At 67.9% G+C, this 23,978-nt stretch carries 24 protein-coding genes; 7 read left to right on the top strand and 17 right to left on the bottom strand.

Annotated features, from left to right (window positions below):
- Window positions 1-20: 20 nt before the first annotated feature.
- The 3 genes from leuB to leuC are packed head-to-tail and all read right to left on the bottom strand — an operon-like array spanning window position 21 to window position 3,160.
- A complete protein-coding gene (leuB, locus tag P7B02_RS01290; RefSeq protein ID WP_277784490.1) occupies window positions 21-1,073 on the bottom strand; it encodes a 3-isopropylmalate dehydrogenase in 1,053 nt (350 codons plus the stop codon).
- A gap of 51 nt (window positions 1,074-1,124) precedes the next feature.
- Complete coding sequence (gene leuD, locus P7B02_RS01285; protein WP_277784489.1) at window positions 1,125-1,736, bottom strand: 3-isopropylmalate dehydratase small subunit; 612 nt, start codon at window positions 1,734-1,736, stop codon at window positions 1,125-1,127.
- Window positions 1,736-3,160: a 3-isopropylmalate dehydratase large subunit gene (leuC, locus tag P7B02_RS01280; RefSeq protein WP_277784488.1), complete on the bottom strand. Its 1,425-nt coding sequence runs from the start codon at window positions 3,158-3,160 to the stop codon at window positions 1,736-1,738. The genes leuD and leuC overlap by 1 nt, the downstream gene beginning before the upstream one ends.
- 187 nt (window positions 3,161-3,347) lie before the next feature.
- Between leuC and P7B02_RS01275 the strand changes: the two genes are divergently transcribed.
- Window positions 3,348-4,868: an MFS transporter gene (locus P7B02_RS01275; protein WP_277784487.1), complete on the top strand. Its 1,521-nt coding sequence runs from the start codon at window positions 3,348-3,350 to the stop codon at window positions 4,866-4,868.
- Window positions 4,869-4,937: 69 nt separating this feature from the next.
- Here P7B02_RS01275 and rplS read toward each other — a convergent pair whose 3' ends face one another.
- Genes rplS through P7B02_RS01260 form a run of 3 tightly spaced genes read right to left on the bottom strand, consistent with a single transcriptional unit; the run spans window position 4,938 to window position 7,008 of the window.
- The gene (gene rplS, locus P7B02_RS01270) at window positions 4,938-5,333 is read right to left on the bottom strand and encodes a 50S ribosomal protein L19 (protein WP_277784486.1); all 396 of its coding nucleotides are present in this window, start codon (window positions 5,331-5,333) and stop codon (window positions 4,938-4,940) included.
- A 20-nt stretch (window positions 5,334-5,353) separates the two neighbouring features.
- Window positions 5,354-6,079 (bottom strand): tRNA (guanosine(37)-N1)-methyltransferase TrmD, encoded by a 726-nt coding sequence (trmD, locus tag P7B02_RS01265; RefSeq protein WP_277784485.1) that lies wholly within the window; start codon window positions 6,077-6,079, stop codon window positions 5,354-5,356.
- Window positions 6,080-6,111: 32 nt separating this feature from the next.
- Window positions 6,112-7,008: a dihydrodipicolinate synthase family protein gene (locus P7B02_RS01260; protein WP_277784484.1), complete on the bottom strand. Its 897-nt coding sequence runs from the start codon at window positions 7,006-7,008 to the stop codon at window positions 6,112-6,114.
- 97 nt (window positions 7,009-7,105) lie between these two features.
- Here P7B02_RS01260 and P7B02_RS01255 point away from each other — a divergent pair, with 97 nt between their 5' ends.
- Complete coding sequence (locus tag P7B02_RS01255; protein ID WP_277784483.1) at window positions 7,106-7,963, top strand: acyl-CoA thioesterase; 858 nt, start codon at window positions 7,106-7,108, stop codon at window positions 7,961-7,963.
- On the opposite strand, the gene P7B02_RS01250 is transcribed toward P7B02_RS01255, so the two are convergent.
- The 4 genes from P7B02_RS01250 to ffh all read right to left on the bottom strand — a co-directional run bounded on the left by P7B02_RS01250 (window position 7,960) and on the right by ffh (window position 11,739).
- On the bottom strand, window positions 7,960-9,018 hold the full coding sequence (locus P7B02_RS01250) for a S41 family peptidase (RefSeq protein ID WP_277784482.1): 1,059 nt from the start codon (window positions 9,016-9,018) through the stop codon (window positions 7,960-7,962). The two genes, P7B02_RS01255 and P7B02_RS01250, sit on opposite strands and share 4 nt — an antisense overlap.
- 83 nt (window positions 9,019-9,101) lie before the next feature.
- A complete protein-coding gene (rimM, locus tag P7B02_RS01245) occupies window positions 9,102-9,632 on the bottom strand; it encodes a ribosome maturation factor RimM (RefSeq protein ID WP_277784481.1) in 531 nt (176 codons plus the stop codon).
- A gap of 10 nt (window positions 9,633-9,642) precedes the next feature.
- Window positions 9,643-10,182, bottom strand: coding sequence for a 30S ribosomal protein S16 (gene rpsP / locus P7B02_RS01240; RefSeq protein ID WP_277784480.1), 540 nt, complete (start codon window positions 10,180-10,182; stop codon window positions 9,643-9,645).
- Window positions 10,183-10,209: 27 nt separating this feature from the next.
- Entirely contained in the window at window positions 10,210-11,739 is a 1,530-nt protein-coding gene (ffh, locus tag P7B02_RS01235; protein WP_277784479.1) for a signal recognition particle protein, read from the bottom strand.
- A 261-nt stretch (window positions 11,740-12,000) separates the two neighbouring features.
- Between ffh and P7B02_RS01230 the strand changes: the two genes are divergently transcribed.
- A complete protein-coding gene (locus P7B02_RS01230; RefSeq protein WP_277784478.1) occupies window positions 12,001-12,987 on the top strand; it encodes an SDR family oxidoreductase in 987 nt (328 codons plus the stop codon).
- Between the two features lie 74 nt (window positions 12,988-13,061).
- On the top strand, window positions 13,062-14,300 hold the full coding sequence (locus tag P7B02_RS01225) for an acetyl-CoA C-acetyltransferase (RefSeq protein ID WP_277784477.1): 1,239 nt from the start codon (window positions 13,062-13,064) through the stop codon (window positions 14,298-14,300).
- On the opposite strand, the gene P7B02_RS01220 is transcribed toward P7B02_RS01225, so the two are convergent.
- Window positions 14,297-15,202 (bottom strand): LysR family transcriptional regulator, encoded by a 906-nt coding sequence (locus P7B02_RS01220; RefSeq protein ID WP_277784476.1) that lies wholly within the window; start codon window positions 15,200-15,202, stop codon window positions 14,297-14,299. The genes P7B02_RS01225 and P7B02_RS01220 overlap by 4 nt on opposite strands.
- Window positions 15,203-15,300: 98 nt before the next feature.
- Between P7B02_RS01220 and P7B02_RS01215 the strand changes: the two genes are divergently transcribed.
- Window positions 15,301-15,972 carry a glutathione S-transferase family protein gene (locus P7B02_RS01215; RefSeq protein ID WP_277784475.1) on the top strand — a complete coding sequence of 224 codons (672 nt, stop codon included), beginning with the start codon at window positions 15,301-15,303 and terminating at the stop codon, window positions 15,970-15,972.
- Window positions 15,969-16,385 (top strand): hypothetical protein, encoded by a 417-nt coding sequence (locus P7B02_RS01210; protein WP_277784474.1) that lies wholly within the window; start codon window positions 15,969-15,971, stop codon window positions 16,383-16,385. The genes P7B02_RS01215 and P7B02_RS01210 overlap by 4 nt, the downstream gene beginning before the upstream one ends.
- A gap of 202 nt (window positions 16,386-16,587) precedes the next feature.
- Here the strand turns inward: P7B02_RS01210 and P7B02_RS01205 are convergent, their stop codons facing one another.
- A complete protein-coding gene (locus P7B02_RS01205) occupies window positions 16,588-18,711 on the bottom strand; it encodes a M3 family metallopeptidase (RefSeq protein ID WP_277784473.1) in 2,124 nt (707 codons plus the stop codon).
- A 135-nt stretch (window positions 18,712-18,846) separates the two neighbouring features.
- Between P7B02_RS01205 and P7B02_RS01200 the strand changes: the two genes are divergently transcribed.
- A complete protein-coding gene (locus tag P7B02_RS01200; RefSeq protein ID WP_277784472.1) occupies window positions 18,847-19,698 on the top strand; it encodes a glutamate racemase in 852 nt (283 codons plus the stop codon).
- A gap of 196 nt (window positions 19,699-19,894) precedes the next feature.
- Here the strand turns inward: P7B02_RS01200 and P7B02_RS01195 are convergent, their stop codons facing one another.
- The 5 genes from P7B02_RS01195 to P7B02_RS01175 all read right to left on the bottom strand — a co-directional run bounded on the left by P7B02_RS01195 (window position 19,895) and on the right by P7B02_RS01175 (window position 23,945).
- Entirely contained in the window at window positions 19,895-20,209 is a 315-nt protein-coding gene (locus tag P7B02_RS01195; RefSeq protein ID WP_277784471.1) for a hypothetical protein, read from the bottom strand.
- Between the two features lie 22 nt (window positions 20,210-20,231).
- Window positions 20,232-21,593, bottom strand: a complete 1,362-nt coding sequence (locus P7B02_RS01190; protein ID WP_277784470.1) for an intermediate filament-like cell shape determinant CreS — start codon at window positions 21,591-21,593, stop codon at window positions 20,232-20,234.
- Window positions 21,594-21,742: 149 nt separating this feature from the next.
- The gene (locus P7B02_RS01185) at window positions 21,743-22,090 is read right to left on the bottom strand and encodes a VOC family protein (RefSeq protein ID WP_277784469.1); all 348 of its coding nucleotides are present in this window, start codon (window positions 22,088-22,090) and stop codon (window positions 21,743-21,745) included.
- A gap of 45 nt (window positions 22,091-22,135) precedes the next feature.
- Window positions 22,136-22,795, bottom strand: a complete 660-nt coding sequence (locus tag P7B02_RS01180; protein ID WP_277784468.1) for a class I SAM-dependent methyltransferase — start codon at window positions 22,793-22,795, stop codon at window positions 22,136-22,138.
- Between the two features lie 202 nt (window positions 22,796-22,997).
- Window positions 22,998-23,945, bottom strand: a complete 948-nt coding sequence (locus tag P7B02_RS01175) for a fatty acid desaturase family protein (RefSeq protein WP_277784467.1) — start codon at window positions 23,943-23,945, stop codon at window positions 22,998-23,000.
- Window positions 23,946-23,978: the final 33 nt, after the last annotated feature.

Raw genomic sequence — 23,978 nt, 5'->3', positions numbered from 1 at the left:
GTAGTGGTGCTGGTGGTGACTTACAGCGCCGCCAGCACCGCGTCGCCCATCTGGGTGGTGGTCAGGGAGCCGCCCAAATCACGCGTGCGGGCGCCGCCGTTGAGGGCGGCGTTGACCGCCGCAGTCAGGCGGTCGGCTTCCGCCGTGCGGTTCAGGGACCAGCGCAGGGCCATCTCGAAGGACAGGATCGCCGCCAGCGGATTGGCAAGGCCCTTGCCCGCGATGTCCGGCGCCGAGCCGTGGATCGGCTCGTACAGACCCGGCTTGCCCGGATCGCCCAGGGCCGCCGAGGGCAGCATGCCCAGCGAGCCGGTCAGCATGGCGGCGGCGTCGGACAGGATGTCGCCGAACAGGTTGTCGGTGACGATCACGTCGAACTGCTTGGGCGCGCGGACCAGCTGCATGGCGCAGTTGTCGGCCAGGATGTGCTCCAGCTCGACGTCGGCGTACTCACGCTTGTGCAGGTCGGTGATGACCTGCTTCCACAGCAGGCCGCTCTCCATCACGTTCGACTTCTCGGCGGAGTGGACCTTGTTGCGGCGGCCGCGCGCCAGCTCGAAGGCCACGCGTCCGGCGCGCTCGATTTCGGCGGTGGTGTAGGTCTGGGTGTCGAAGCCGCGCTTCTGGCCGTCGCCCAGGTCCTCGATGCCCCGCGGCTGGCCGAAATAGACGCCGCCCACCAATTCGCGCACGAAGATCAGGTCCAGGCCGGACACCAACTCGGACTTCAGGCTCGACGCATCGGCCAGGGCTTCGAAGCAATAGGCCGGACGCAGGTTGGCATAGACGTTCATCGCCTTGCGCAGGGCCAGCAGGCCGGCTTCCGGCCGCTTGTCGCGCGGGGCGTCGGCCCACTGCGGGCCGCCCACCGCGCCCATCAGCACCGCGTCGGCGGCCAGGGCGGCGTTCAGGGTGTCGTCGGTCAGCGGCGTCCCATGGGCGTCATAGCTGGCGCCGCCATAGATCTTCTCCTCGACGGTCAGGTCGGGTGTCAGCTTGGCCGCCATGCGGCGCACCTCGGCGCACACCTCGGGACCGATGCCGTCGCCGGGAAGAAGCAGGAGAGTGGCCATGATCGGTCCTTGGGAACGCTGGAAGGAAATCAGAGAAATGAGGGGGCGGCCTTAGGCCTGCTCAAGCCAGGGCTGGCCGATGGCGCGCTTGCTCTCGAACACGTCGATGTCGCCCGCGTGCTGCAGGGTCTCGCCGATGGCGTCCAGACCCTTGAGCAGCTTTTCCTTGCGGCCCGGATCGATGTCGAAGCCGTAGCTCTTGCCCGACGGGGCTGTGACGGTTTGGCTTTCCAGGTCCACGGTGAAGACGTGGTTGCCGCCCTTGGCCTCGTCCATCAAGGCGTTCACCTGATCGACAGGCAGGACGATCGGCAGCAGGCCGTTGTTGAAGCAGTTGTTGTTGAAGATGTCCGCGAAGCTGGGTGCGATCACGCAGCGGATGCCGAAATCCATCAGCGCCCAGGGGGCATGCTCGCGGCTCGACCCGCAGCCGAAATTGTCGCCGGCCACAAGGATCGACGTGCCCTTGTACTCCGGCCGGTTGAGCACGAAGTCGGTCCTTTCCGCGCCGTTCTCGTCATAGCGGAAGGCGTGGAACAGGCCCTTGCCCAGACCCTCGCGCTCCACCGTCTTCAGGAAGCGGGCGGGGATGATCTGGTCGGTGTCGATATTGGTCTGATTCAGCGGCGCGGCGCGGCTGTCGAGGCGGGTGAAAGCTTGCATCACAGGAACTCCCGCACGTCGGCGATATGGCCGGCGATGGCGGCCGCCGCGGCCATGGCCGGGCTCATCAGGTGGGTGCGCCCGCCTGGTCCCTGCCGTCCCTCGAAGTTGCGGTTGGAGGTCGAGGCGCAGCGCTGCCCCGGGGTCAGCTTGTCGGGGTTCATGCCTAGGCACATGGAGCAGCCCGGCTCACGCCATTCGAAGCCGGCGGCCTTGAACATGGCGTCCAAGCCTTCGGCCTCCGCCTGTTCGCGCACCAGGCCGGAGCCCGGCACCACCATGGCCCGCACATGCGGCGCCACCATGCGGCCGTGGACGAAGGCGTGCTGCACCACGCCGGCGGCCTCGCGCAGGTCCTCAATGCGGCTGTTGGTGCAGGAGCCGATGAACACCACGTCGACCTTGGCGTCGGTGATCTTCTGGCCGGCGGTCAGGCCCATGTAGTCGAGAGCCTTCTGAGCAGACAGGCGGCGGGTCTCGTCGGCGATGGCGGCCGGGTCGGGCACCACGTCGGTCACCGCGATCACGTCCTCGGGGCTGGTGCCCCAGGTCACGGTCGGGACCAGCTTGGACACGTTGATCACCACCTCGCGGTCGAACCTGGCGTCGGCGTCGGTGAAGAAGGTCTTCCAGTAGGAGGCGGCCATGTCGAAGGCTGCGCCCTTGGGCGTCGCCGGGCGGCCGCGCAGATAGTCGGCGGTGATCTGGTCCGGCGCCACCAGGCCGGCGCGGGCGCCGCCCTCGATGGTCATGTTGCAGAGGGTCATGCGGCCCTCCATCGACAGGGTCTCGATGGCCTCGCCCGCATATTCGATGACGTAGCCCGTGCCGCCGCCCGTGCCGATCTCGCCGATCATGGCCAGGGCGTAGTCCTTGGCGCCGACGCCTGGGGCCGGAGCCCCGGTGAAGGTGACCCGCATGTTCTTGGATTTCTTCTGGCGCAGGGTCTGGGTGGCCAGGACGTGCTCGACCTCGGACGTGCCGATGCCGTGCGCCAGGGCCCCGAAGGCGCCGTGGGTCGAGGTGTGGCTGTCGCCGCAGACGATGGTCATGCCCGGTTGGGTGCGGCCCTGCTCGGGGCCGACCACGTGGACGATGCCGTTGCGGATGTCGCCCATGCCGAAATACTCGATCCCGGCGGCCTTGGTGTTGCGGCCCAGGGTCTCAAGCTGCAGCTTGGCTTCCGGATCGGTGATGCCGGCGGTGCCCAGGTCCTGGCCCTCGGTCGGGATGTTGTGGTCGGCCACGGCGAGGGTGCGGTCGGGGCGGCGCACGCCACGGCCCGCGCTGCGAAGGCCGGCGAAGGCCTGGGGCGTAGTGACCTCGTGGATGAGGTGCAGGTCGATGTACAGGATCGCTTCGCCGCCGTCCTCGGCGACCACATGCGCATCCCAGATCTTGTCGTAGAGGGTTTTGCCGGACATGGCGGCGATTTAGGCCCGTGAAGCGCCGTAGTCCAGTTCCTTGAGCATCATCTTTCGCCGAGCGGCGTGGTGACGCGGCTTTCGCGCAACATTTTGCCTCTTGAGGCCCCGCTAGCCCAAACCGCCGGAACAAACCATCCCCGGCGGGGCTTCTTCAGGCCGCATTCCCTCACCAGACTTCGGCTTCATGTTTCTGGCCCCCGTAGACAACCTGTCCGACGAGGCGCGCGAACGCGGCGTTCGCCAGATGGTGATCGAGTCCGCCTTCTCGAACACCACGGGGGCCATGACCTCCGGCGTGATCCTCACCGCCTTCGCCCTCTATCTGGGGGCGCCCAATTCGGTGATCGGCCTGCTGGCGGCCCTGCCGTTCTGGACCCAGCTTCTCCAGGCGCCCAGCGTGGTGTTGATCGAGCGGCTGCGCACCCGCAAACGGATCGCCGTGGTCTCCAGCGTCCTGGGCCGCGCCATGCTGGTGGGCATGGCGGTGCTGGCCTTCTTCCCGGGCGGGCCGTCGCTCGGCGCGCTGCTGGCCGCCCAGCTGGTCTATTGCGCCGCGGGCGCGGTGGGCGGCTGCGCCTGGAACGCGTGGATCCGCGACCTCGCGCCCGAGCAGCGGCTGGGCGAGATCGTCGCCAAGCGCAACATCTGGTCCACCCTGGTCAGCATGGTCGCCGGCCTCGCCGCCGCCTTCGCCCTGGACGCCGCCGCGCCCGGCTCGCCCCTTCGCGGCTGGGCGTTCTTCGGCCTCTACATCGTCGGCTGCCTGTTCGGCATGATCAGCGCCCTGATCGTCGCCCGGATGCCCGAGCCGGCCATGCCCGCCCTGCATGAGAAGGTCGATTTCTTCGCCCTGCTGCGCGCGCCGTTCCGCGATGTGAACTTCCGCCGCCTGATCGCCTACCTCGCCAGCTGGCAGTTCGCGGCCAACCTGGCGACGCCGTTCTTCACGGTGTTCTTCGTACGCCAGCTCGGCTTCTCCATGACCTTCGTGGTGATGCTCAGCGTGGTCAGCCAGCTGGCCAATCTCATCGCCCTACGCTCCTGGGGCCTGCTGTCGGACCGGTTCTCCAACAAGTCGGTCCTGGCCTTCGCCACGCCGATCTTCCTCCTCTGCATCGCCGGCATGGTCGGGGCGTCCCAGATCGAGGACCGGGACTGGGCGGCGGCCTATCTGGTCGGTCTGCACCTGCTGATGGGTCTGGCCTCGGCGGGGGTGACCCTGGCCACCGCCAACATCGCCCTGAAGCTGTCGCCCAAGGGTTCGGCCACCGCCTATGTGGCCGCCAGCGCCATGGTCTCCTCGGCCGCCGCCGGTCTTGCTCCCGTGCTAGGCGGTCTGTTCGCCGACTTCTTCTCCGTCCGCGCGTTGGAGATCGCCCTGCGCTGGACCAGTCCCGACGGCGCCCTGGTGGTCCGCGCCCTGCGCCTGTCCAACTGGGACTTCTTCTTCCTGATCGCCGCCGTGCTCGGCCTCTACGCCCTGCACCGCCTCAGCCTGGTGCGCGAGGAAGGCGAGATCGACAGCCGCCGCATGCGGGCCGAGGTCCTGTCCCAGGCCCGCCAGGTGGTGCGCAACCTGTCGCCGGTGGCCGGCCTGCGCCACCTGACCGAAATCCCCGGCGCCTTCGTCCGCGACGCCCAGATTCGCGCCCGCCTCACCCGCGCCCGCCGCAATGCGGGGGTGGAGACGACGCCGGCGGAATAGGTCTTGGCGGAATAGAAAAAGGCCCCGGATCGCTCCGGGGCCCTCGATCTTCAGGTCGATGCGGGAAGCTTAGGCTTCGGTCGCAGCTTCCTTGGTGTTGGACATCTGACGCTCGGCGATACGAGCCGACTTACCGCGACGGTCGCGCAGGTAGTACAGCTTGGCGCGACGGACGACGCCGCGACGCTTCACTTCGATGCTGTCGATGTTCGGCGACAGCAGCGGGAACAGACGCTCCACGCCTTCGCCGAACGAAATCTTACGGACGGTGAAGCTCTCGTGGATGCCGCCGCCTTGACGGGCGATGCAGACGCCTTCGTACGCCTGGATGCGCTCGCGGTCGCCTTCCTTGATCTTCACGTTGACGCGCAGGGTGTCGCCGGGTTGGAATTCCGGAACCTTGCGGACGTCGAGCAGGCGCTGGGCTTCTTCCTGCTCCAGTTGCTTGATGATGTTCGCAGCCATCGTAATTTCTCCTACTGGGCTTACCCCTTGCGAGAAGGGCCGCCCTTTGCCTGTTGATTGGCGAGATGCGCTTCCCAGAGATCTGGACGCCGCTCGCGGGTTGTTTGTTCACGCATAAGCTTGCGCCACTCGCCGACCTTCTTGTGATGGCCGGACAGCAGCACCTCGGGGATGTCGAGCCCTTCGAACGTCCGCGGTCGCGTGTACTGCGGATGCTCGAGGAGACCGTCCTCGAAGCTTTCTTCACTCGTGCTCCCGAAATCGCCCAGCACACCTGGGATCAGTCGGACGCACGCCTCGATCGCCACCATCGCCGCCGCCTCGCCGCCGGCGAGAACCGCGTCTCCGACGGAGACCTCCTCGAACCCGCGGCTGTCGAGCACCCGCTGGTCCACCCCCTCGAAGCGGCCGCACAGGACGATGATCCCGGGGGCCTTGCTCCACTCACGCACGCGCGCCTGGGTGAGGGGACGACCCCTGGCGCTCATGTACAAAAGCGGCCGCCCATCCCGCTCCACGCTATCCAGCGCGGCGGCTATGACGTCCGCTTTAAGCACTTGTCCCAGACCGCCACCCGCGGGGGTGTCATCGAGGAAGCCGCGCTTATCTGCGGAAAAGCCCCGAATGTCCAGCGTTTCCAATCGCCAAAGGTCCTGCTCGCGCCACGCCGTGCCGATCAGCGAGACGCCGAGCGGGCCCGGAAAGGCCTCGGGGAACATGGTCAGGACGGTGGCGGTGAACGGCATGGGCGGGCCTTTACACCAAACCCGCGGCCGGGTCAGGCCAGCTCTAGCTGTTCGATGACCTGCTCCACCCTGCGGCGATCGGTCTCCGACAGGCCTAGGATCGGGCGGGGCGGCTGGGCGTCGCTCAAGCCCAGCAGCGCGTTGGCGGCATAGATCACCCGGAAGCTGGTCAGTTCCTGGAACAGGCCCCACAGGGGCTTCAGCCGGGCATTCTCGGCGCGGGCCGTGTCGAAATCGCCAGCCTGGACCGCCCGCACGATGGTCTGGATCGGCGCCGGGAACAGCCCGCCCAGCACGCTGTACCAGGCCTGCGCCCCGGCGATCATCGCCTCGGTCACCAGCCAGTCCGCCGCGCAGCCTATGGAGAAGCCCGGCGCGACACGCGCCCGCAGCTCAGACACCAGCGCCTCCGCCTCCTGCGGCGTCGCCGCGCCGGAGGTCTTCACCGCCGCGATCCCCTCCATCTGGCTCAGCCGGCTGATCAGCTCCGGGCTGAAGGTGAAGCGCGTCACCGTGGGGTTGTTGTAGATGCACAGCGGAAGGCCGACGGCGGCGGCCACGGCCGTGTAGTGTCCCGCGACCTCGGCGTCGGTAAGCGGCAGATAGGACACCGGCGCCAGCAGCACCGCGTCGGCCCCGGCCTTGGCCGCGTCCTGACCCAGGCGGATCACCTCGGCGGTGCTCGTGGCCCCGATGCCGACCATGATCGGAACCGAGCCCTGCACGCGCTCCACCGCCGCCTCGACAGCGCGGCGGCGCTCGTCGCGGGTCAGATAGGCGTAGGTCCCTGTGCTGCCCAGCAGGCCGATGGAGTCGACCCTGGCCTCGACAAGACGCCCCACCACGCGCTGCACGCCGGCGGCGTCCACGCGGCCTTCCGCATCGGCGGGCGTGATCGGAAAGGCGCTGAGGCCGGAAAAGAGCGTCATGGGCGCACGAATATCCTTGTTCGCGCAGGGCGATGCGGCCATAGGCCCCGCAAAGTCAAGGTTGCCGCGCTCCGCCGATGCTCCTAAGCGCTACGGCATGGAGACCACAGAAGACCTCGCCGACGTCCTGAAGCTCGAGCGCATCGAGAAGAACCTGTTCCGGGGCGTGTCCCCCGACGACGGCTTCCCGCGCATCTTCGGCGGCCTCGTCATCGCCCAGGCCCTGCTGGCGGCCTACGAGACGGTGCCCGAGCGCATCTGCCACTCCCTGCACGCCTACTTCATCCGTCCCGGCGACGTGAAGATTCCGGTGGTCTACGAGGTCGACTTCGCCCGCGACGGCGGCAGCTTCACCACTCGCCGCGTGACCGCCATCCAGAACGGGGAGCAGATCTTCAACCTCGCCGCCTCGTTCCAGTCCATCGAGGACGGCTACGAGCACCAGTTCGACATGCCGTCCGCGCCCGAGCCGCTGAACGTGCCCACCGAACTGGAGCGCTTCCAGGCCCTCGGCGACAAGGTCCCGCGCGGCCTGATCCGCCAAGCCGAGAAGCCGCGCCCCATCGACGTGCGCTGGCCCGATCCGCAGTCCTTCATCGACCCGCAGAAGATGTCGCCGCTGAAGGACGTCTGGATGCGGGCCAAGGCGCCGATCGGCGACAACATCCGCATGCAGCATGCGGCCCTGGCCTACGCCTCGGACATGGCCTTCATGGAGACGGCCCTGCGGCCGCACGCCCTCATCTGGACCACGCCAGGCCTGCAGGCCGCCAGCCTGGACCATGCCATGTGGTTCCACCGTCCGTTCGACTTCAACGAATGGGTGCTGTTCTCGCAGGACAGCCCCTCCGCCTCCCAAGGCCGGGGCCTCGTCCGTGGCCAGATGTTCGCCAAGGACGGGACCCTCGTCGCCTCGGTGGCGCAGGAGTGCCTGATGCGGGTGCGTAAGGGCTAGAGCTCCTGGTCGGCGATCAGGGCGGCCTTCGGGTCGGCCATCGCCTTGGCGCGCTGGTCCTCCAGCCCCTTCAGGGTGATGACCGGCTTGGCCGCCTTCAGGGCGAGGGTGTAGGCGGTGGTCAGGGCCTCGCCCGCCGGGACCGCCACGTCTGGGGCCACGCCAACGCCTTCCCAGTTTCCCTTGGTGGTCGGGTGGACCACCTTGCCGTTGGGCACGAAGACCGAGAAGCCGCCGCCCAGGGTCTGGGCCGGCGCGTTGGCGGGGTTGGCGCCGCCCCGCGTGGTCTCGCCCACCAGGGTCGCGCGGTCCGCCGCCTTCAGCACATAGGCCATGGCCTCCGCCGCCGAGAAGGTCCGGGACGAGGTCAGCACATAAATCGGCTTGCCGTCGAAGGCCGCGCCGCCGACCGCCGGCTTCACCACCACCTTCTCGATCTCCCAGCTTCCGTCGGGCTGGCGGTAATGCAGCTCCTCCATGGGGATCAGGGTGTTCGACAGGTGGCTGATCAGCACGTCGCCCGCCCCGGCCCCGCCGCCGTTGTTGGCGCGCAGGTCGATGATCAGGGCGTCGGTGTCCTTCAGCATGGCGACGATGTTGGTCATCATCGCCTCGGCCTCGGGCGTGTCCACCAGATAGCGCAGCTTGATGTAGCCCACATTGCCCGGCAGGCGGCGGACCGACATCAGCCCCTGGGCGATGCCCTTGGCCAGGGGCTCCGGCCACAGGGGCGGGCGCTCGCCGGCGGCGGTCTCGATTTTGGTCGGCTCATAGGTGACGTTCAGGTGCTTGTCGCCGCCGACGCGCTGCATCTCCTCCGACACCGCCGCCGTGAAGGCGTCCACGTCCTTGGCGGCCAGCAGGGTTTCGCGGTCGGCCTTAAGCGCCTTGCGCACGGCGTCCGCCTTCTCCGGGAAGACGTAGCTGTTCAGCGCCTTGTCCAGTTGGTCGAGCGCCTGGGCCGCCTGGGTCCGGTCCAGCGGAACAGCGGCCTGGGCGAAGCTCGCGGCGCTGGCGAACAGCAAGGCGGCGAAGACGGTGGAGCGAGAGAGCATGGCTTTCCTTTCAATCTAGGAAAGCGCTTACTTATTTATGCGAAGCGACGGTACTTAAATTCTCGTCATGCAGATCGTGCGCCTCAGGCGTCGGTGTTGGGTTCGCTTTCGCCGACCTCGACGGGTCGGATGATGACCACCTTGCCGCCGGCGATGTCGACGGTGGGGGCGTTCTCACGCGTGAAGGCCAGGTACCAGGTCTGGCCCCCGGCGGCGGGCGCGATCTCAAGAAGGTCGCCGGCGCCGAAGTCCTGCACGGCCTTGATCCTGCCCACGGTCTCGCCCTGCGGCGTGACGGCGGCCAGGCCGATCAGGTCGTTGAGATAGAACTCATCCTCCTCCGGCTCGGGCAGGTCCGAGCGCAGGACGTGAAGCTTCAAGCCGCGCAGGGCGTCGGCGTCTTCCTTGGAGGCGATTTGGGGCGAACGGGCGATGATCCCATCCTTGACCGCGCGGGCGCTCGTGATGGTGAGGGCGGGCGAACCGTCCTCACGCACCAGAGACTTGTACTGCGCGAGAGCGAGGGGATCAGCCGTATAGGTGCTGATCCGGACCTCGCCCCGCACGCCGAACGCCCCGGCCACGCGGCCAACCAGAATGAGGGCGTCGGTCACGCGAAAACCCTTAGGCTTCGGTGGTTTCTTCAGCAGCCGGAGCTTCCTCGGCGGCCGGAGCTTCTTCAGCAGCAGCTTCGGCAGCCGGGGCTTCCTCGGCCGGAGCAGCTTCCGGTTCCGGAGCCGGAGCAGCAGCGGCGGCGGCAGCGGCTTCAGCAGCCGCGGCCTTGGCGGCGGCGGCTTCCTCAGCGGCGGCCACTTCGGCGGCCTTGCGGTCTTCTTCGCGCTGGGCGCGCTCGGCGGTGCGCTCTTGCGCCTTCTTGCCCGGCTGGCCCTTGTTCGGGTTGTTGCCGGCTTCCCACTTCACGAGGCCTTCCTTCGACAGGAAGCGCGCGACGCGGTCGGTCGGCTGAGCGCCCTTGGCCAGCCAGCCCTGGATGGACTCGAGCTTCAGGGTGACGCGGGTCGGATCGTCCTTCTTGAGGAGCGGGTTGTAGGTGCCGACCTTCTCGATGAAGCGGCCGTCGCGCGGCGAGTGGCTGTCGGCCACGACGATCGAGTAGTACGGGCGCTTCTTGGTGCCGCCGCGGGCGAGACGAATCTTCAGCATTTTCAGTTCCTTGGAGTCTAGTTCAGGTTATTTCTTGAACGGGTTGAAGCCGGGGGGCATGCCGCCCAGGCCAGGTAGTTTGGGTCCGCCGAGGCCCGGCAGGCCGGAAAGGCCGCCCTGCTGCTGCAGCTTGGCCGCGGCGGCCTCGATCTCTGCTTCGGACGGCATCTTGCCGCCGCCGAGGTTCTTGAGCGGGTTGGCGCCGCCGCCACCCAGGCCCATGGCCTGGGCCATCTTCATCATGCCCTTGCCGCCGTCCTTGCTGATCGACTTGAACATGTCGGCCATCTGGCGGTGCTGCTTGAGCAGGCGGTTGACCTCCGCCACGTCGACCCCGGCGCCGGCCGCGATGCGGCGCTTGCGCGAAGCCTGCAGGATGTCGGGCTTCTTGCGCTCCTGCTTGGTCATGGAGCTGATGATGGCCTGCTGACGACGGAAGACGCTGTCGTCGATATTGGCTTCCTCGATCTGCTTCTTGACCTTCTGGACGCCGGGCAGCAGGCCCATGATGCCCTGCATGCCGCCCATCTTCTGCATCTGGGCGAGCTGGCTGGCCAGGTCGTCGAGGTCGAACTGGCCCTTGGCCAGCTTCTTGGCCATGCGCTCGGCCTGGGCCTGGTCAAGTTCGGCCGCGGCCTTCTCCACCAGGGCCACCACGTCGCCTTGGCCCAGGATGCGGCCGGCCACGCGGCGGGCGTCGAAGGTGTCGAGCTCGTCGACCTTTTCGCCGGCGCCCAGGTACTTGATCGGCAGGCCGGTGACCGCCCGCATGGACAGCATGGCGCCGCCGCGGCCGTCGCCGTCGGCGCGGGTCAGGATCAGGCCGGTGAGCGGCAGGCGCTCGTGGAAGGCGGTGGCGGTGCGCACCGCGTCCTGGCCGGTCAGGCTGTCGGCCACCAGCAGGGTCTCGACGGGATTGGCGAGTTTGGCGATCTCCGCCGCCTCGCTCATCATCGCTTCGTCCAGGGTCGTGCGGCCGGCGGTGTCCAGGATGACCACGTCGTAGCCGCCCAGCTTGCCGGCGCTCAGGGCGCGCTTGGCGATGTCGGGGGCCGATTGGCCGGCGACGATCGGCAGGGTCTCGACGCCGATCTGGACGCCCAGGGCGGCCAGCTGCTCCATGGCGGCCGGACGACGGGTGTCCAGCGAGGCCATCAGGACCTTCTTGCGCTCGGTCTTGGTCAGGCGCAGGGCCAGCTTGGCCGAGGTGGTCGTCTTGCCGGAACCCTGAAGACCGGCCATCAGGATGACCGTCGGCGGATTGGTGGCCAGGCGCAGGGGCTCCGGCTCCTCGCCGCCCAGCATCTCGATCAGGCCGTCATAGACGATCTTGACCACCTGGTCGGCGGGGCGGACGGCGCGGATCACCGCCTCGCCCGTGGCGCTTTCCTTGGCCTTGGAGATGAAGTCCTTCACCACCGGCAGGGCGACGTCGGCCTCCAGCAGGGCGACGCGGACTTCGCGCAGGGCTTCCTCGACGTCCTTCTCAGAAAGGACGCCGCGCCCGCCAAGCCGGTCGAATACGCCGGAAAGTCGCTCTGTAAGGCCGTCGAACATTCAGCTCACCCATGCGCGCAACGCGGCCAGCCCCCGTGGACGATCACGTCGACGGGGGGCCTCGCCGCCCTCGTCCGGATGGTGTCCTGGTCTCCCAGGCCGGGGTCGTGGCGGTGGAGGGCGCTGGCAATGCTGCGCCGGAAAGCGGGCCTTATGGGCGAGAAGGCCGTCAAAATCAAGTTTTGAGAGTCTGCAGGGCCGAACTCGCGCGTCCGCACGGCGTTGTCCTCGCAACTCCACGCCAGCTTTCGAGGCCTTCCCATGACCGACAACCACGCCCAGCAGGCCGAACGCGCCGCCGATCAGCAGCGCAAGGTGCAGGATCAGGTCGACCGCGCTGACAAGGCGGCGGGGGAGGAAGAACGCTCTTTCGCGATGCAGGCGGGCGGGCGTGAATATCCCGTGCCGCCTTTGCCGGCCCAGCACCAGGCCAAGCCGGGCTCGGAGGCGGACCTCGATCTGGCTCCCATGTACGACGCGCCCTTCTACAAGGGGTCGGAGAAGCTGCTCGACAAGGTCGCCATCATCACCGGCGGCGACAGCGGCATCGGCCGCTCGGTTGCGGTCCTGTTCGCCCGCGAAGGCGCCGACATCGCCATCCTTCATCTGGACGAGGATGAGGACGCCGAGACCACGAAGAAGGCTGTCGAGAAGGAAGGGCGCCGCGCCATCGTCATCAAGGGCGACGTGCGCAGCCGCGCCTTCTGCCAGGCCGCCGTCGAGCAGACGGTGAAGGAGCTGGGCAAGCTGGATGTCCTGGTCAACAACGCCGCCTTCCAGGTCCACGCTCCCTCTCTGGAGGAGCTGACCGAAGAGCACTTCGACGCCACCCTGAAGACCAATCTCTACGGCTACTTCTTCATGGCCCAGGCCGCCGTGCCGCATATGAAGCCCGGTTCGGCCATTGTCATGTCGGGCTCGGTCACCGGCCTGATGGGCAACAAGGACTTGCTGGACTACTCGACCACCAAGGGCGGCATTCACGCCTTCACGCGCTCCCTGGCCACGCACCTGATCCCCAAGGGCATCCGGGTGAACGCCGTAGCCCCCGGTCCGGTCTGGACGCCCCTGAACCCCAGCGACAAGCAGGCCGAGGTGGTCGCCCATTTCGGCGAGGACACGCCCATGGGCCGCCCGGCCCAGCCGGAAGAGCTGGCGCCGTCCTACGTCTTCCTCGCCTCGCCCCACACCTCGAGCTACATCACCGGCGAAATCCTGCCGGTGATCGGCGGCTACGGCAGTCGGTGAAATAAGGGGCTGGACTGACGTAGGGCCAACCCGCCGAAGCTTCTCCCAACACAGAACGAACGGGGAGACGCGCCATGCCGGAAGCCTTGATCATCGACGCCTGCCGCACGCCGCGCGGCATCGGCAAAGTGGGGAAGGGGGCTCTGGCCGACTTCCATCCCCAGCACCTGGCCGCCGCCGTGCTCAAGGCGATCGCCGAGCGCAACAAACTGAACACCGCCCAGGTGGACGACATCATCTGGGGCACCAGCAGCCAGCGCGGCAAGCAGGGCGGGGACCTGGGCCGCATGGCCGCCCTCGACGCCGGCTACGACATCCGCGCCAGCGGCGTGACCCTGGACCGCTTCTGCGGTTCGGGCATCACCACGGTGAACCTGGCCGCCGCCCAGATCATGTCGGGCATGGAGGATCTGGTCATCGCCGGCGGCACTGAGATGATGAGCTACACCGCCGCCACCGCCGACCCGACCAAGCCGCCGATGATGGACGCCGGCAACCTGCGCCTGCGCGCCCGCCATCCGCAGAGCCACCAGGGGGTCTGCGCCGACGCCATCGCCACGCTGGAGGGGATCGAGCGCCAGGCCCTGGATGAGCTGGCCATGGTCAGCCAGGAGCGCGCCGACCACGCAATCCGCAACGGCCACTTCGACCGCGCTTTGATCCCGGTCCTGCGCGACGACGGCTCCGTGGCCCTGGATCGCGAGGAGTTCCCCCGCCCGCAGACGACGCTGGAGGGGCTCTCCACCCTCAAGCCCGCCTTCGAGATGATGGCGGGCATCCAGCTCGACGAGGCGGGCACGACCTATGCCGGCCTGATCAACCAGGTCTATCCGGACCTGAAGATCCGCCACATGCACCACGCGGGCAATTCGTCGGGCGTGGTGGACGGGGCGGCCGCCCTGCTGCTGGCCTCGCCCGACTACGCCGCCCGCAACGGGTTGAAGGCGCGGGCCCGGGTGGTCGCCACCGCCAATGTGGGCGACAGCCCGACCCTGATGCTCAACGCCCCGGTCCCGGCGGCGAAGAAGGCGCTGCAGAAGGCCGGGCTGACCCCCGACGACATCGACCTGTGGGAGATCAACGAGGCCTTCGCCGTTGTGGCCGAGAAGTTCATCCGCGACCTCAACCTCGACCGGAAGAAGGTCAATGTGAACGGCGGGGCCATGGCGCTGGGCCACCCCATCGGCGCCACCGGCTCCATCCTCATCGGGACCATCCTGGACGAGCTGGAGCGCCGCGATCTGAAGCGCGGCCTGGTGACCATGTGCGCCGCCGGCGGCATGGCCCCGGCGATCATCATCGAGCGGGTCTAGGGGTTCGGGTTGAAGCCTTCCTGGGCCTTTCGGAACTGCAGCTCGAAATAGGGGACCAGGAAGTCGATGAAGGCGCGGACGCGGGGGCTGTTCTTCAGGTCCTCCCGTGTGACCAGCCAGCTGCCGCCGATGATCGGCGGGTCCGGCCTCATGCACAGCACCAGCTCCTGGTGATCCGTCAGCATCAGCAGAGGCCCGGGCCCTACGCCCAGGCCGTTGCTGATCGCCATGATCATGTTGCCCAGGCTGTTGGAGCGGCACCGCACCTCCGCGCCCGGCGCCTGGGCGAACATCCATTTCACCACGGGCAGGTTCGAGATCGGCCCTTCGCCGCCGATCAGGATGTGGCTTCGTAACTCATCCGGCGTACGCGGGACCCCATGGCGCTGCGCATAGCTTCGGCTGCAGAAGATGGCGAACTCGAAGGTCGCCAGCTTGCGCGCCACGAGATTGGAATCCTCCAGCTCGGCGGTGCCCCGCAGGGCGAGGTCCGCCTCGCCCGCCGCGATGTCCAGGAACTGGTCGGTGATGATCAGCTCCACCGTGATGTCGGGATAGAGGACGCGGAACTCCGACAGGGCCGGCATGACCATGTTGGCCGCCATGTCCGCCAGGGTCAGGCGCAGGGTGCCCGACAGGTCCCGCCGCAGGGCGGACGCCTGCCGCGTCAGGGCCGTGAACTCCGCCTCCACCTTCTGCGCATGGGGCAGCAGTTTCTCGCCGGCCTCGGTCAGGCGGCTTCCGGTCTGGCTGCGTTCGATCAGCTTGAAGCCCAGGGCGTGCTCCAGCGCATCCAGCCGACGTCCCACCGTCGTCTGGTTCACCTGAAGTTCGGCGGCCGCCCCCAGCGCGCTGCCCTGCCGCGCTACGGCCAGGAAGACGCGCAGGTCGTTCCAGTCCATGAGGCCTATTCTGCACAAACGCATAACAGGGTTGCAACAGCCGACATTGCAGCGTTCTGCGGACGTCGTTATTCCGCCCCGCCTGTCAGGGGCACATCATGAAACTCTATAGCGATCCGATCTCCACCACCTCGCGGCCGGTGCTGCACTTCGCCGCCGAAAACGGCATCAATCTCGAACTCGTCCATGTGGACATGCTCACCGGCGGCGCCCAGCATCCGGACTATCTGAGCATCAACCCGAACGGCATCGTGCCCTACTTCGTGGATGGCGACTTCGCCCTCGGCGAATGCTCGGCGATCCTCAAGTACTTGGCCGACCGCACGGCCTCGCCCGCCTATCCGGTGGAGTTGCGCGCCCGCGCCCGGGTGAACGAGGCGATGGATTGGTTCGCCACCAACCTGCACAAGGACCTGTGCGTGTTCGGCGTCTATGTGGCCGTCATGCCGCCGGAAGGCCTCGACCCCGCCGGCGTCCAGGCCCTGGTCACCTACGGCCGCACCCGCGCCGCCCGCTGGATGGCCGTGCTCAACGACGTGATGCTGGCCGACGGCGGCTTCGTCTGCGGGGACCAGATCACCATCGCCGACTATCTGGGCGCGACCTTCGTCAGCTTCGGCGAGGCGGGGGGCTTCGACCTGTCGCCCTGGCCCAGGGTCGCCGCCTGGATGCAGCGCATGCGCGCGCGTCCGGGCTTTGCTCCCGCCTACGCCCCGTTCAACGCCTGGCTGGCCCAGCGCGCCGCTGAAGCCCAAGGGGTCGCCGCATGAACCGCTGGCCTTATGTCTTCTTCGCCACCGCCACGGTCTACATCCTGATCGGCGTGCTGTGGGGCATGGCCATGAGCCTGACCCACCATCACGAGACCTACAGCGCCCACGCGCACCTGAATCTGATCGGCTGGGTCAGCCAGGCGCTGATGGGCCTGTTCTACGCGGTGATGGGCCGTCGCACGCCCAACTGGCTGGCGGCGACCAACTACGTCTTCACCAACATCGGGGTCATCTGCATGACCACGGTGCTCTACCTCTACCTGTCCGGCTCGGCGGCCTCGAAGCAGCTGATGATGGGCCTCTACATGGTCGGGCCGCCCAGCGTGATCCTCGGCTTCTTCTTCTTCGCCGGCGCGGTCTTCCTCGCCCTGGCCCGCAACTGGAAGACGCCGGCTGTGGCGCAGGCCTAGGCAGATGAAACCCGCTCATCCCCGCGAAGGCGGGGAGCCAAGCTGAGTCCGAGTTTGGGGCGCAGGCTGCGGATCGACCCGTGAACGCCGCTTGGGTCCCCGCCTTCGCGGGGATGAGCGGGTGATAGTGTGGCGCCCTATCGATCAGGATTGAAAACGGCCGGGGATCGCTCCCCGGCCGTTCCTTTGTTCAGCCGAAGCCTTACGCCCCCGGCGGCACCGGGAAGCCCCGGTCGCGCATCAGGGCGCCGATCTTCGGATCGCGGCCGCGGAAGTTGCGGAACTGCTGGGCCGGGTCGATGGAGTTGCCCTTCGACATGATGTCGTCGTGCAGCTTCTTGGCGACCGCCTTGTCGTAGTAGCCGCCCGGCGCCTCCTTGAACGCCTCGCCCACGTCCGCGGTGATCGTGTCGGCCCACAGATAGCTGTAGTAGCCGGCCGAATAGCCGTCGGACGAGAAGACGTGGCCGAACTGCGGGGTGCGGTGACGCATGACGATCTCGCTCGGCATGTTCAGCTTCGCCAGCTCGTCGCGCTCGAAGGCGTCCGGATCGATGGTCACGTCGCCGGCCAGGTGCAGCTTCATGTCGATCAGGGCCGAGGCCAGATACTCGGTGGTGTCGAAGCCCTGGCCGAACTTGTCGGCGGCCTTGATCTTGTCGACCAGGGCCTGCGGGATCGTCGCGCCGGTCTGGTAGTGGACGGCGAACTTGTTGAGCACTTCCTTAGTCGGCAGCCAGTGCTCGTTCAGCTGGCTCGGGAACTCCACATAGTCACGGGCCACCGCGGTGCCGGCCACGCTCGGATAGACCACGTCGGAGTTCAGGCCGTGCAGGGCGTGGCCGAACTCGTGGAACATGGTGCTGGCGTCATCCCAGGAGATGAGCACCGGCTCGCCGGGCGCGCCCTTGATGAAGTTGGAGTTGTTCGAGACGATCGTCTTGATGTCGCCCTTGAACTTCTCCTGGCCGCGATAGGCGTTCATCCAGGCGCCCGAGCGCTTGCCCTGGCGGGCATAGGGATCGAAGTACCACAGGCCGACCAGCTTGCCGCCGCGGTTCACCTCCCAGACGCGGACGTCGGGGTGATAGACCGGCACGTTGTCGATCTGCTTGAACTCGAAGCCGTAGAGCTGGCCGGCGGCCCAGAACATGCCTTCGCGCAGCTTCTCCATCTGCATGTACGGCTTCACCTCGTTCATATCGAGGTCGTACTTCGCCTTGCGGACCTTCTCCGCGTAGAAGCGGTAATCCCAAGGCGCCAGCTTGAAGCCGCCCTTCTCCGCGTCGACGATCTTCTGCATCTCGGCCACGTCGATGGCGACCTGGGCGATGGCCGGCTTCCACACCGCCTCCATCAGCTCCATGGCCGCTTCCGGCGTCTTGGCCATGCTGTTCTCGACCCGCCAGTGAGCGTGCGTCTTGTAGCCCAGCAGCTTGGCGCGCTCGACGCGCAGCTTCAGGATCTCGGTGATGATCTTGTTGTTGTCGTGCGCGTCGCCGTTGTCGCCGCGGTTGACGAAGGCGCGCCAGACCTTCTCGCGCATGGCGCGGTTGGTGGCGTTGGTCAGGTAGGGATCGACGCTGGAGCGGGTGTTGACGATCACCCACTTGCCTTCCAGCCCGCGATCCTTGGCCGAGGCGGCGGCGCCGGCCTTCAGGCTGTCGGGCAGGCCGGCCAGATCGGCCTGGGTCAGCTCGATATAGGTCTCCTCATCCGCCAACAGGTTGTTGCTGAAGGTCGAGAACAGGGTCGCCAGGCGCTTGTTGATCTCGCCGATGCGGGTCTTGGCGGCGGCGTCCAGCTTGGCGCCCTGGCGCACGAAGTTGGTGTAGTACAGCCAGGTCACGCGCTGCTGCTCGGGCGTCAGCTTGGCCTTGGCGGGGGAGTTGTAGACCGCCTCCACGCGTTTGAAGAGCGCGGGGTTCTGGTTGATCTTGTCGTTGAACGCGGCCAGGACCGGGCTCATCTCCTGCTGCACGGCGCGGAACTCGGGCGTGCTCATGTTGCCGCCCCAGATGCCCCAGTAGGTGAACACGTCGCTCAGGGTGCGGCCGGCGTCCTCAAGCGGGACGATGGTGTTGTCGAAGGTCGGCGCGGCCGTGTTGGCCGTGATCGCGTCGATCTCCTTCAGGTTCTCGGCCATGCCGATTTCGAGGGCGGCCTTCACGTCCGAGACCTTGGCCTTATCGAAGGCGGGGACGCCGCCATAGGGGCCGGTCCACTTCTGGGTCAGGGGATTGGTCTGGGCCATGGACAGGGTAGGGGCCAGGGCGGCCGCGAGGCCGGTGGCGGCGGTGGCCGCCAGGAAGGTTCGACGCTGCAAGGTCGGGTCTCCAGATTTCGATGGGGCGGACCTTAGACCTCCTGTGGCCCGTGTCATATTACGCGGCTGTAATGAAACATCGGTCGCCTTAAACCGCGCATGGACGCCGCTCCGGGGCGGGTCTAAATCGGTCTCATGTCCATCGGCGTGTTCGATTCCGGCGTAGGGGGCCTGACCGTCCACCGCGCCCTCGTGGAGCGGCTTCCGGCCGCCGACTTCATCTATCTCGCCGACCAGGCGAACGCCCCCTATGGCGGCCGTCCGGGCGAGGAGATCGTCGACCTGACCCGCGCAGGTTGCGAGCGTCTGTTCGACGCCGGCGCCGACCTGGTGGTCCTGGCCTGCAACACCGCCAGCGCCATCGCCCTTCGCCGCCTTCAGCAGACCTGGCTGCCCGATTACCGCAAGGCCAAGGGCAAGCCGCTGAACGTGCTGGGCATCATCGTCCCGACCATCGAGGCGGCCACCGGCCTGCCCTGGGAGCATGAGGCCGAGCGGCGTGGGGAGAAGGTCGAGAAGCTCGACATCCTCGGCGTCTTCTCGACCCAGGGCACCACCAACAGCCGGGTCTATGAGATCGAGATCGACAAGCGACGCCAGGACGTGGCGGTGTTCTCCGAGGCCTGCCCCAATCTGGTGCCCCTGATCGAGGGCGACGCCGGGGTGGTCGAACTGGCGAAGGAGATCGAGGAGCGCGTCGCAGCCCTGACCCGCCGCATCGGCCGGGCCCCGGACCGCGCCATCCTCGGCTGCACCCACTACGAGATCGTCGCCGATCTGTTCCGGGCGGCCCTGCCGGCGGGAACCCCGCTGATCCACCAGCCCGTCGCCACGGCGGATGCGCTTGAGCGCTACCTGGCCCGCCACCCGGAACTGAACCCCGGAACCTCCGGCGTGCGCCGCTTCCTGACCACCGGCAAACCGGGTCCGCAGAACGCCCTGGTGGAAAGCTTCTGGGGCGGCCCGCTAAGCTTCGAGGCGGCGTAAACCTCTTCTCCTGCCCCGTGAAACGGGGGAGGGGGACCATGCGAAGCATGGTGGAGGGGGCGCTATGCGACACCCCTATCATCCGCTCACCCCGGCGAAGGCCGGGGTCCAGATTCATCGAGAGCGTCAGCAGTGCTCACATGGATCCCGGCCTTCGCCGGGATGAGCGGGTTAGTGGTTGGCTAGTTTGTCGGCCCTAAACCCGCTCCCCGCAATCCACGCCCACGTACTGCGCGCGGCGGGTCTCGAAGACCACCACGCCCACATGGCCGCGCCCGATCGGGAAGTCGAAGATCCACCCGCCGGCCATGGCCGTGTATTCGGGCTTCCCGAGCGTGAACCGGCCGCCCAGCCTGTCCCGGGCGCAGGTGTTGGCCGCGCTGGCGGCGTAGCGCCGGGCGATCGTCTCGGCCTGTTCGAAGGTGGTCTGCCGACGTGAAAAGACCGCCGACAGGGCCAGGAGAACCGTCGCGACGACGGCGATCCACAACCATGTGCGGCGGTCGATCATGCGGCTTCAGGCCGCCAAGGGCTTAGCCGGCGGCGCGGTCGTCGTCCTGCTCGCCGCCGCCCAGCAGGGCCATCTGCAGACGGGCGCGGTCGCGGCGGGCCGATTCCAGCGCCCCGCTGTTGACGGCGGCCTCGGCGCGGATGCGCTCCAGCTCCGACTGCATCTCGGTGGCGCGCTCGGCGTGATCGCGTTGCGCCTGGTCCTGCGCGGCCTGCAGGGTCTCGAAGCGGGCGCGCAGTTGAGCGGCGCGTTCCTCGCCGCGCTTGAGCGCCTTTTCCTGGGCCTGGACGGTCTTGGCCAATTGGTCGGCCCGTTCGATGGCCGCCGCGCGGGCGGTGTCGAGCGAGGCGTGACGGTGACGCAGGGCGTCGGCCTCTTCCTCCAGGCTGCGGATGCGTTCCTGGGCGCGGTCGACCGAGACCTGCAATTCGCTGGCGCGGCGCTCGGCGGCCTGATGGGCGGCGCCGATTTCGCCGAGGCGTTGCGACAGCTGGGTGTTCAGCTCCTCCAGCTTCTCGGCGCGGACAACCGCGGTCTCGAAGCGGGCCTGAAGGGCGGCGGCGTCGGAGCGGGCGGCTTCGACCTGGCCTTCCAGGGCGCGGATGTTGCGGGTGGCCTCGGTCTGGTCGGCCAGGTTGCGCGCACGCTCGGAAGCGATCTGCGTCTCCAGCTCGGTCTCGACGCGGGCCAGGCGGGCGACTTCGCCATTGGCGTAGTCGAGGCGCTTCTTCAGGACGCCGTTCTCCTCGCTGGCGAGGCTGAAGTCCTGGGTGGCGCGGGCCAGCGAATTCTCCGCCTCATTGCGGCGCAGTTCGCTTTCCTGGGCCTGGATGCGCAGAGCGGCGCAGTCCTGGTCCAGGTGCTCGGCGCGGGCCGAAACGTCGCGCAGGGACGCGTCCAGCGAGCCGGCGCGCAGTTCGGTCTGCAGAAGCTGGTTGCGCAGGCGGTCCAGCTCGAGGGCGTTCTCCTCAAGCTGCGATTCTTGCGACTGTCGGATGGCCTCGGATTCGCCGAGCGTCGACTCGGTGCTGGCCAGACGGGCCGACAGGTCGCGTTCGCGGCCTTGCAGGTCGTCGATGTTGTCGAGCGCGGCGTCATGCGCGTTGCGCAGGCTCAGCAGCTCGGCGTGTTCGGCGCGGCGCGCCTCGAATTCTTCGGTGACCGGCTTGCGGACCTCGGCCAGCAGCGGCTCGATGGCGCGCAGGTGCTCCATGACCCGCTCGATGCCGTCCAGCCCGCCATGAATGGATTCATAGCGCAGGCCGATGGCCTGGGTGGCCTCGACCAGACGGTCGGAGCCCTCGGCCTCCGCTTCACGCTCCAAGCCGGCCTCGATGCGCGTGACGTTCTTGCCGCCGCGCGCAGACTTCGAAAGCAGTCGCATTCCAGTCCCCCCGCCGCAGCCCGCGGCGCATCGATCTAGTGATTCGCGCGCCCCGCGCGGCCACCCGGAATCATTTCCGGCCGGTTAACAGCCTAGCCACGAGGGGGGAGTCTTGTCGATACGGAAGTGCGGTTAAGAGCCCGCTGCGGCTACTTGTCCGACCACACCGCCAGCTCGTTGCCGGCCGGGTCGCGGAAGTGGAAGCGCCGCCCGCCCGGAAAGCTGAAGATCGGCTGCACGATCGCGCCGCCCGCCGCCTCCACCTTGGCCTGCATGGCCTCCAGGTCGTGGGCGAACAGGATCACCAGCGGCTTGCCCACCGAGCCTGCATCGTCCGGCTGGGCCTGGAAGCCGCCATCGACGCCTTGCTCGAAGGCAGCGTAGTCGGGACCGTAGTCGGTGAAGGTCCAGCCGAAGGCCTTGCCATAGAAGTCCTTGGTGGCCGGCAGGGCGCCGCCCGGCAGCTCCACATAATCGATCTTGCCGTCTTCGCGCATGGCGGTTCCCCTCAATAAATGTTCTGCAAATGTTCTAGTTGGCGCTCAGGGCAGAGTCCAGACAGACGTCCGCTTCACGGCCATGTCCTCCAGCTCCCGCGTGGTCGGCACCTGATACTCGGCCAGCTTTTCCAGCCCGGTCTTGGGGAAGTAGGTCCGCCCCGGATCGCCGATCAGGGCCTGCGCCCCTCGGCCCCGCGCCGCGCCCAGCCAGGCCAGGACCTTCTCCGCCATGGGCTTCTCATAGGCCACGTCCCCGGCCAGGAAGACGTCGGCCTCTGGCGGGGCGTCATCCAGCAGGTTGCGGTCGGTGAAGTCCACCGCCACCCCGTTGGCCTCGGCGTTCAGTGTGACCGACGCCTCGCAGAACACGTCGATGTCCGTGGCCAGCACCCGCGTGGCCCCCGCCTTCATGGCGGCGATGGCCACCAGGCCCGAGCCGGTGGCGAAATCCACCACCGTCTTGCCGCGCACCAGCTCCGGATGATCCAGCACATAGCGCGCCAGGGCCTGCCCGCCGGCCCAGGCGAAGGCCCAGAACGGCGGCGGCAGGCCGATCTCCTCCAGCGCCTCTTCCGTCATCCGCCACAGGGGCGTGATCTCGTCCGCCAGATGCAGGACCAGCTCAGGCGCGTGCGGCGGCGCCTGCAGGCGCGTGTTCTCCAGGATGAAGGCGCGACGGCCTTCCAGGGTCGGGACGATCACGTGAGGCTCTTACGCCAATGGTTGAGCGTGCTCTAGGACGATGCTGGTTAGCATCAACCACTCCTCCCCGCGAAGGCGGGGATCCAAGCCGAGTCTGAGCGGGGTGGTGAATGCGGTGGATCAACCTGCGAACGCCGCTTGGGTCCCCGCCTTCGCGGGGAAGAGCGGCTTGGGGGGCAGGTTCGGTGAAGCTCGGTGACGCTTAGGCGGCTCGGCTTGAAGCGGCCCTCAGCACGGTCAGATAGCCCGGCGCGGTCAGCATGCCCTGGGTCACGCCCTTCTTCTCCAGCAGCCGGTTGGCCCTAGGCAGGCTCCAGCAGGGCAGGTGCATGAACATGTGATGCTCGCCGTGAAAGTTCACCCAATAGGGGGCGATCAGGGCGCGTTCAATCCAGTTGGCGCGGGTGGTCCGCGCATGGCGCAGGGGATCGGTCTCGTCCTTGGCCACCAGGGCGTGCTCGGCGATGTTGCGCAGGCGCGTGACCAGAGGGAACCAAGTCGCCAAAGGCAGCAGCCAGCAGACGAAATAGGCCCACCAGTATCCGGCCACGGCCAGGACCGCGAACAGGCCCAGGTTCCACAGCAGGAACACCGCCGACCGCGCCGCCTCGGTGGCGAAGATCGCTCCCGCCGGCTGGCCGTGCTCGCGCTTCTTCAGGCGCGCCAGCAGCGGGCCGAACCGCTGCTTGAAGAAGGTCTGGCCCGTCAGGTCGCGGATGATCTTGCGGCGCAGGGACGCGCGGGTGGTGGGGAAGGGCGCCGACAGGACCAGGTCCGGGTCCTCCGCCTGCTGGGCGAACTTGTGGTGGGTCAGGTGATAGGTGCGATAGCCGACCAGATTGCCGCCCACCGGCGCGGCGCACAGCCACTGGCCGACCCAGTCGTTGAGCTTCAGATTCCTGTGCAGGCAGCCATGGGCCGCGTCGTGCATCAGGATCGCCAGACCCAGTTGCCGCGTGCCAGTGATCATCACCATCAGGACGAAGGTCAGCGGGTTAGGCCAGACCACGAACATCGCCCCGGCGGCCAGGATGACGATCCAGGCATGGGCGACCAGGGCCAGCCCCTTCCACGACGAGCGCGCGGACAATGGCGCCCATTCCTCGGGCGTGAAGAAGTCCTTCGGGTTGACGCGGGCTGCGGCGGCCATGGCGGGATCATCTCACCACGGCGCTGACCCGCC

Source organism: Caulobacter segnis, from assembly GCF_029543125.1.
In the GTDB taxonomy this organism is placed as follows: Bacteria; Pseudomonadota; Alphaproteobacteria; order Caulobacterales; family Caulobacteraceae; genus Caulobacter; species Caulobacter segnis_D.
The sequence above is the reverse complement of the archived record's forward strand: the minus strand, read 5'-3'. Positions and strand labels throughout refer to the sequence as shown.

Bases quoted from the DNA above. Each gene is read 5' to 3' on its own strand.
- P7B02_RS01230 (WP_277784478.1), top strand. From the start codon at position 12,001: ATGACCGACAACCACGCCCAGCAGGCCGAACGCGCCGCCGATCAGCAG.
- leuD (WP_277784489.1), bottom strand. From the start codon at position 1,736: ATGCAAGCTTTCACCCGCCTCGACAGCCGCGCCGCGCCGCTGAATCAG.
- P7B02_RS01190 (WP_277784470.1), bottom strand. From the start codon at position 21,593: ATGCGACTGCTTTCGAAGTCTGCGCGCGGCGGCAAGAACGTCACGCGC.
- P7B02_RS01260 (WP_277784484.1), bottom strand. From the start codon at position 7,008: ATGACGCTCTTTTCCGGCCTCAGCGCCTTTCCGATCACGCCCGCCGAT.
- P7B02_RS01175 (WP_277784467.1), bottom strand. From the start codon at position 23,945: ATGGCCGCCGCAGCCCGCGTCAACCCGAAGGACTTCTTCACGCCCGAG.
- P7B02_RS01220 (WP_277784476.1), bottom strand. From the start codon at position 15,202: ATGGACTGGAACGACCTGCGCGTCTTCCTGGCCGTAGCGCGGCAGGGC.
- leuC (WP_277784488.1), bottom strand. From the start codon at position 3,160: ATGTCCGGCAAAACCCTCTACGACAAGATCTGGGATGCGCATGTGGTC.
- P7B02_RS01215 (WP_277784475.1), top strand. From the start codon at position 15,301: ATGAAACTCTATAGCGATCCGATCTCCACCACCTCGCGGCCGGTGCTG.
- P7B02_RS01225 (WP_277784477.1), top strand. From the start codon at position 13,062: ATGCCGGAAGCCTTGATCATCGACGCCTGCCGCACGCCGCGCGGCATC.
- P7B02_RS01200 (WP_277784472.1), top strand. From the start codon at position 18,847: ATGTCCATCGGCGTGTTCGATTCCGGCGTAGGGGGCCTGACCGTCCAC.
- P7B02_RS01210 (WP_277784474.1), top strand. From the start codon at position 15,969: ATGAACCGCTGGCCTTATGTCTTCTTCGCCACCGCCACGGTCTACATC.
- P7B02_RS01275 (WP_277784487.1), top strand. From the start codon at position 3,348: ATGTTTCTGGCCCCCGTAGACAACCTGTCCGACGAGGCGCGCGAACGC.
- trmD (WP_277784485.1), bottom strand. From the start codon at position 6,079: ATGCCGTTCACCGCCACCGTCCTGACCATGTTCCCCGAGGCCTTTCCG.
- P7B02_RS01250 (WP_277784482.1), bottom strand. From the start codon at position 9,018: ATGCTCTCTCGCTCCACCGTCTTCGCCGCCTTGCTGTTCGCCAGCGCC.
- rpsP (WP_277784480.1), bottom strand. From the start codon at position 10,182: ATGCTGAAGATTCGTCTCGCCCGCGGCGGCACCAAGAAGCGCCCGTAC.
- rplS (WP_277784486.1), bottom strand. From the start codon at position 5,333: ATGGCTGCGAACATCATCAAGCAACTGGAGCAGGAAGAAGCCCAGCGC.
- leuB (WP_277784490.1), bottom strand. From the start codon at position 1,073: ATGGCCACTCTCCTGCTTCTTCCCGGCGACGGCATCGGTCCCGAGGTG.
- ffh (WP_277784479.1), bottom strand. From the start codon at position 11,739: ATGTTCGACGGCCTTACAGAGCGACTTTCCGGCGTATTCGACCGGCTT.
- P7B02_RS01255 (WP_277784483.1), top strand. From the start codon at position 7,106: ATGGAGACCACAGAAGACCTCGCCGACGTCCTGAAGCTCGAGCGCATC.
- P7B02_RS01195 (WP_277784471.1), bottom strand. From the start codon at position 20,209: ATGATCGACCGCCGCACATGGTTGTGGATCGCCGTCGTCGCGACGGTT.
- P7B02_RS01185 (WP_277784469.1), bottom strand. From the start codon at position 22,090: ATGCGCGAAGACGGCAAGATCGATTATGTGGAGCTGCCGGGCGGCGCC.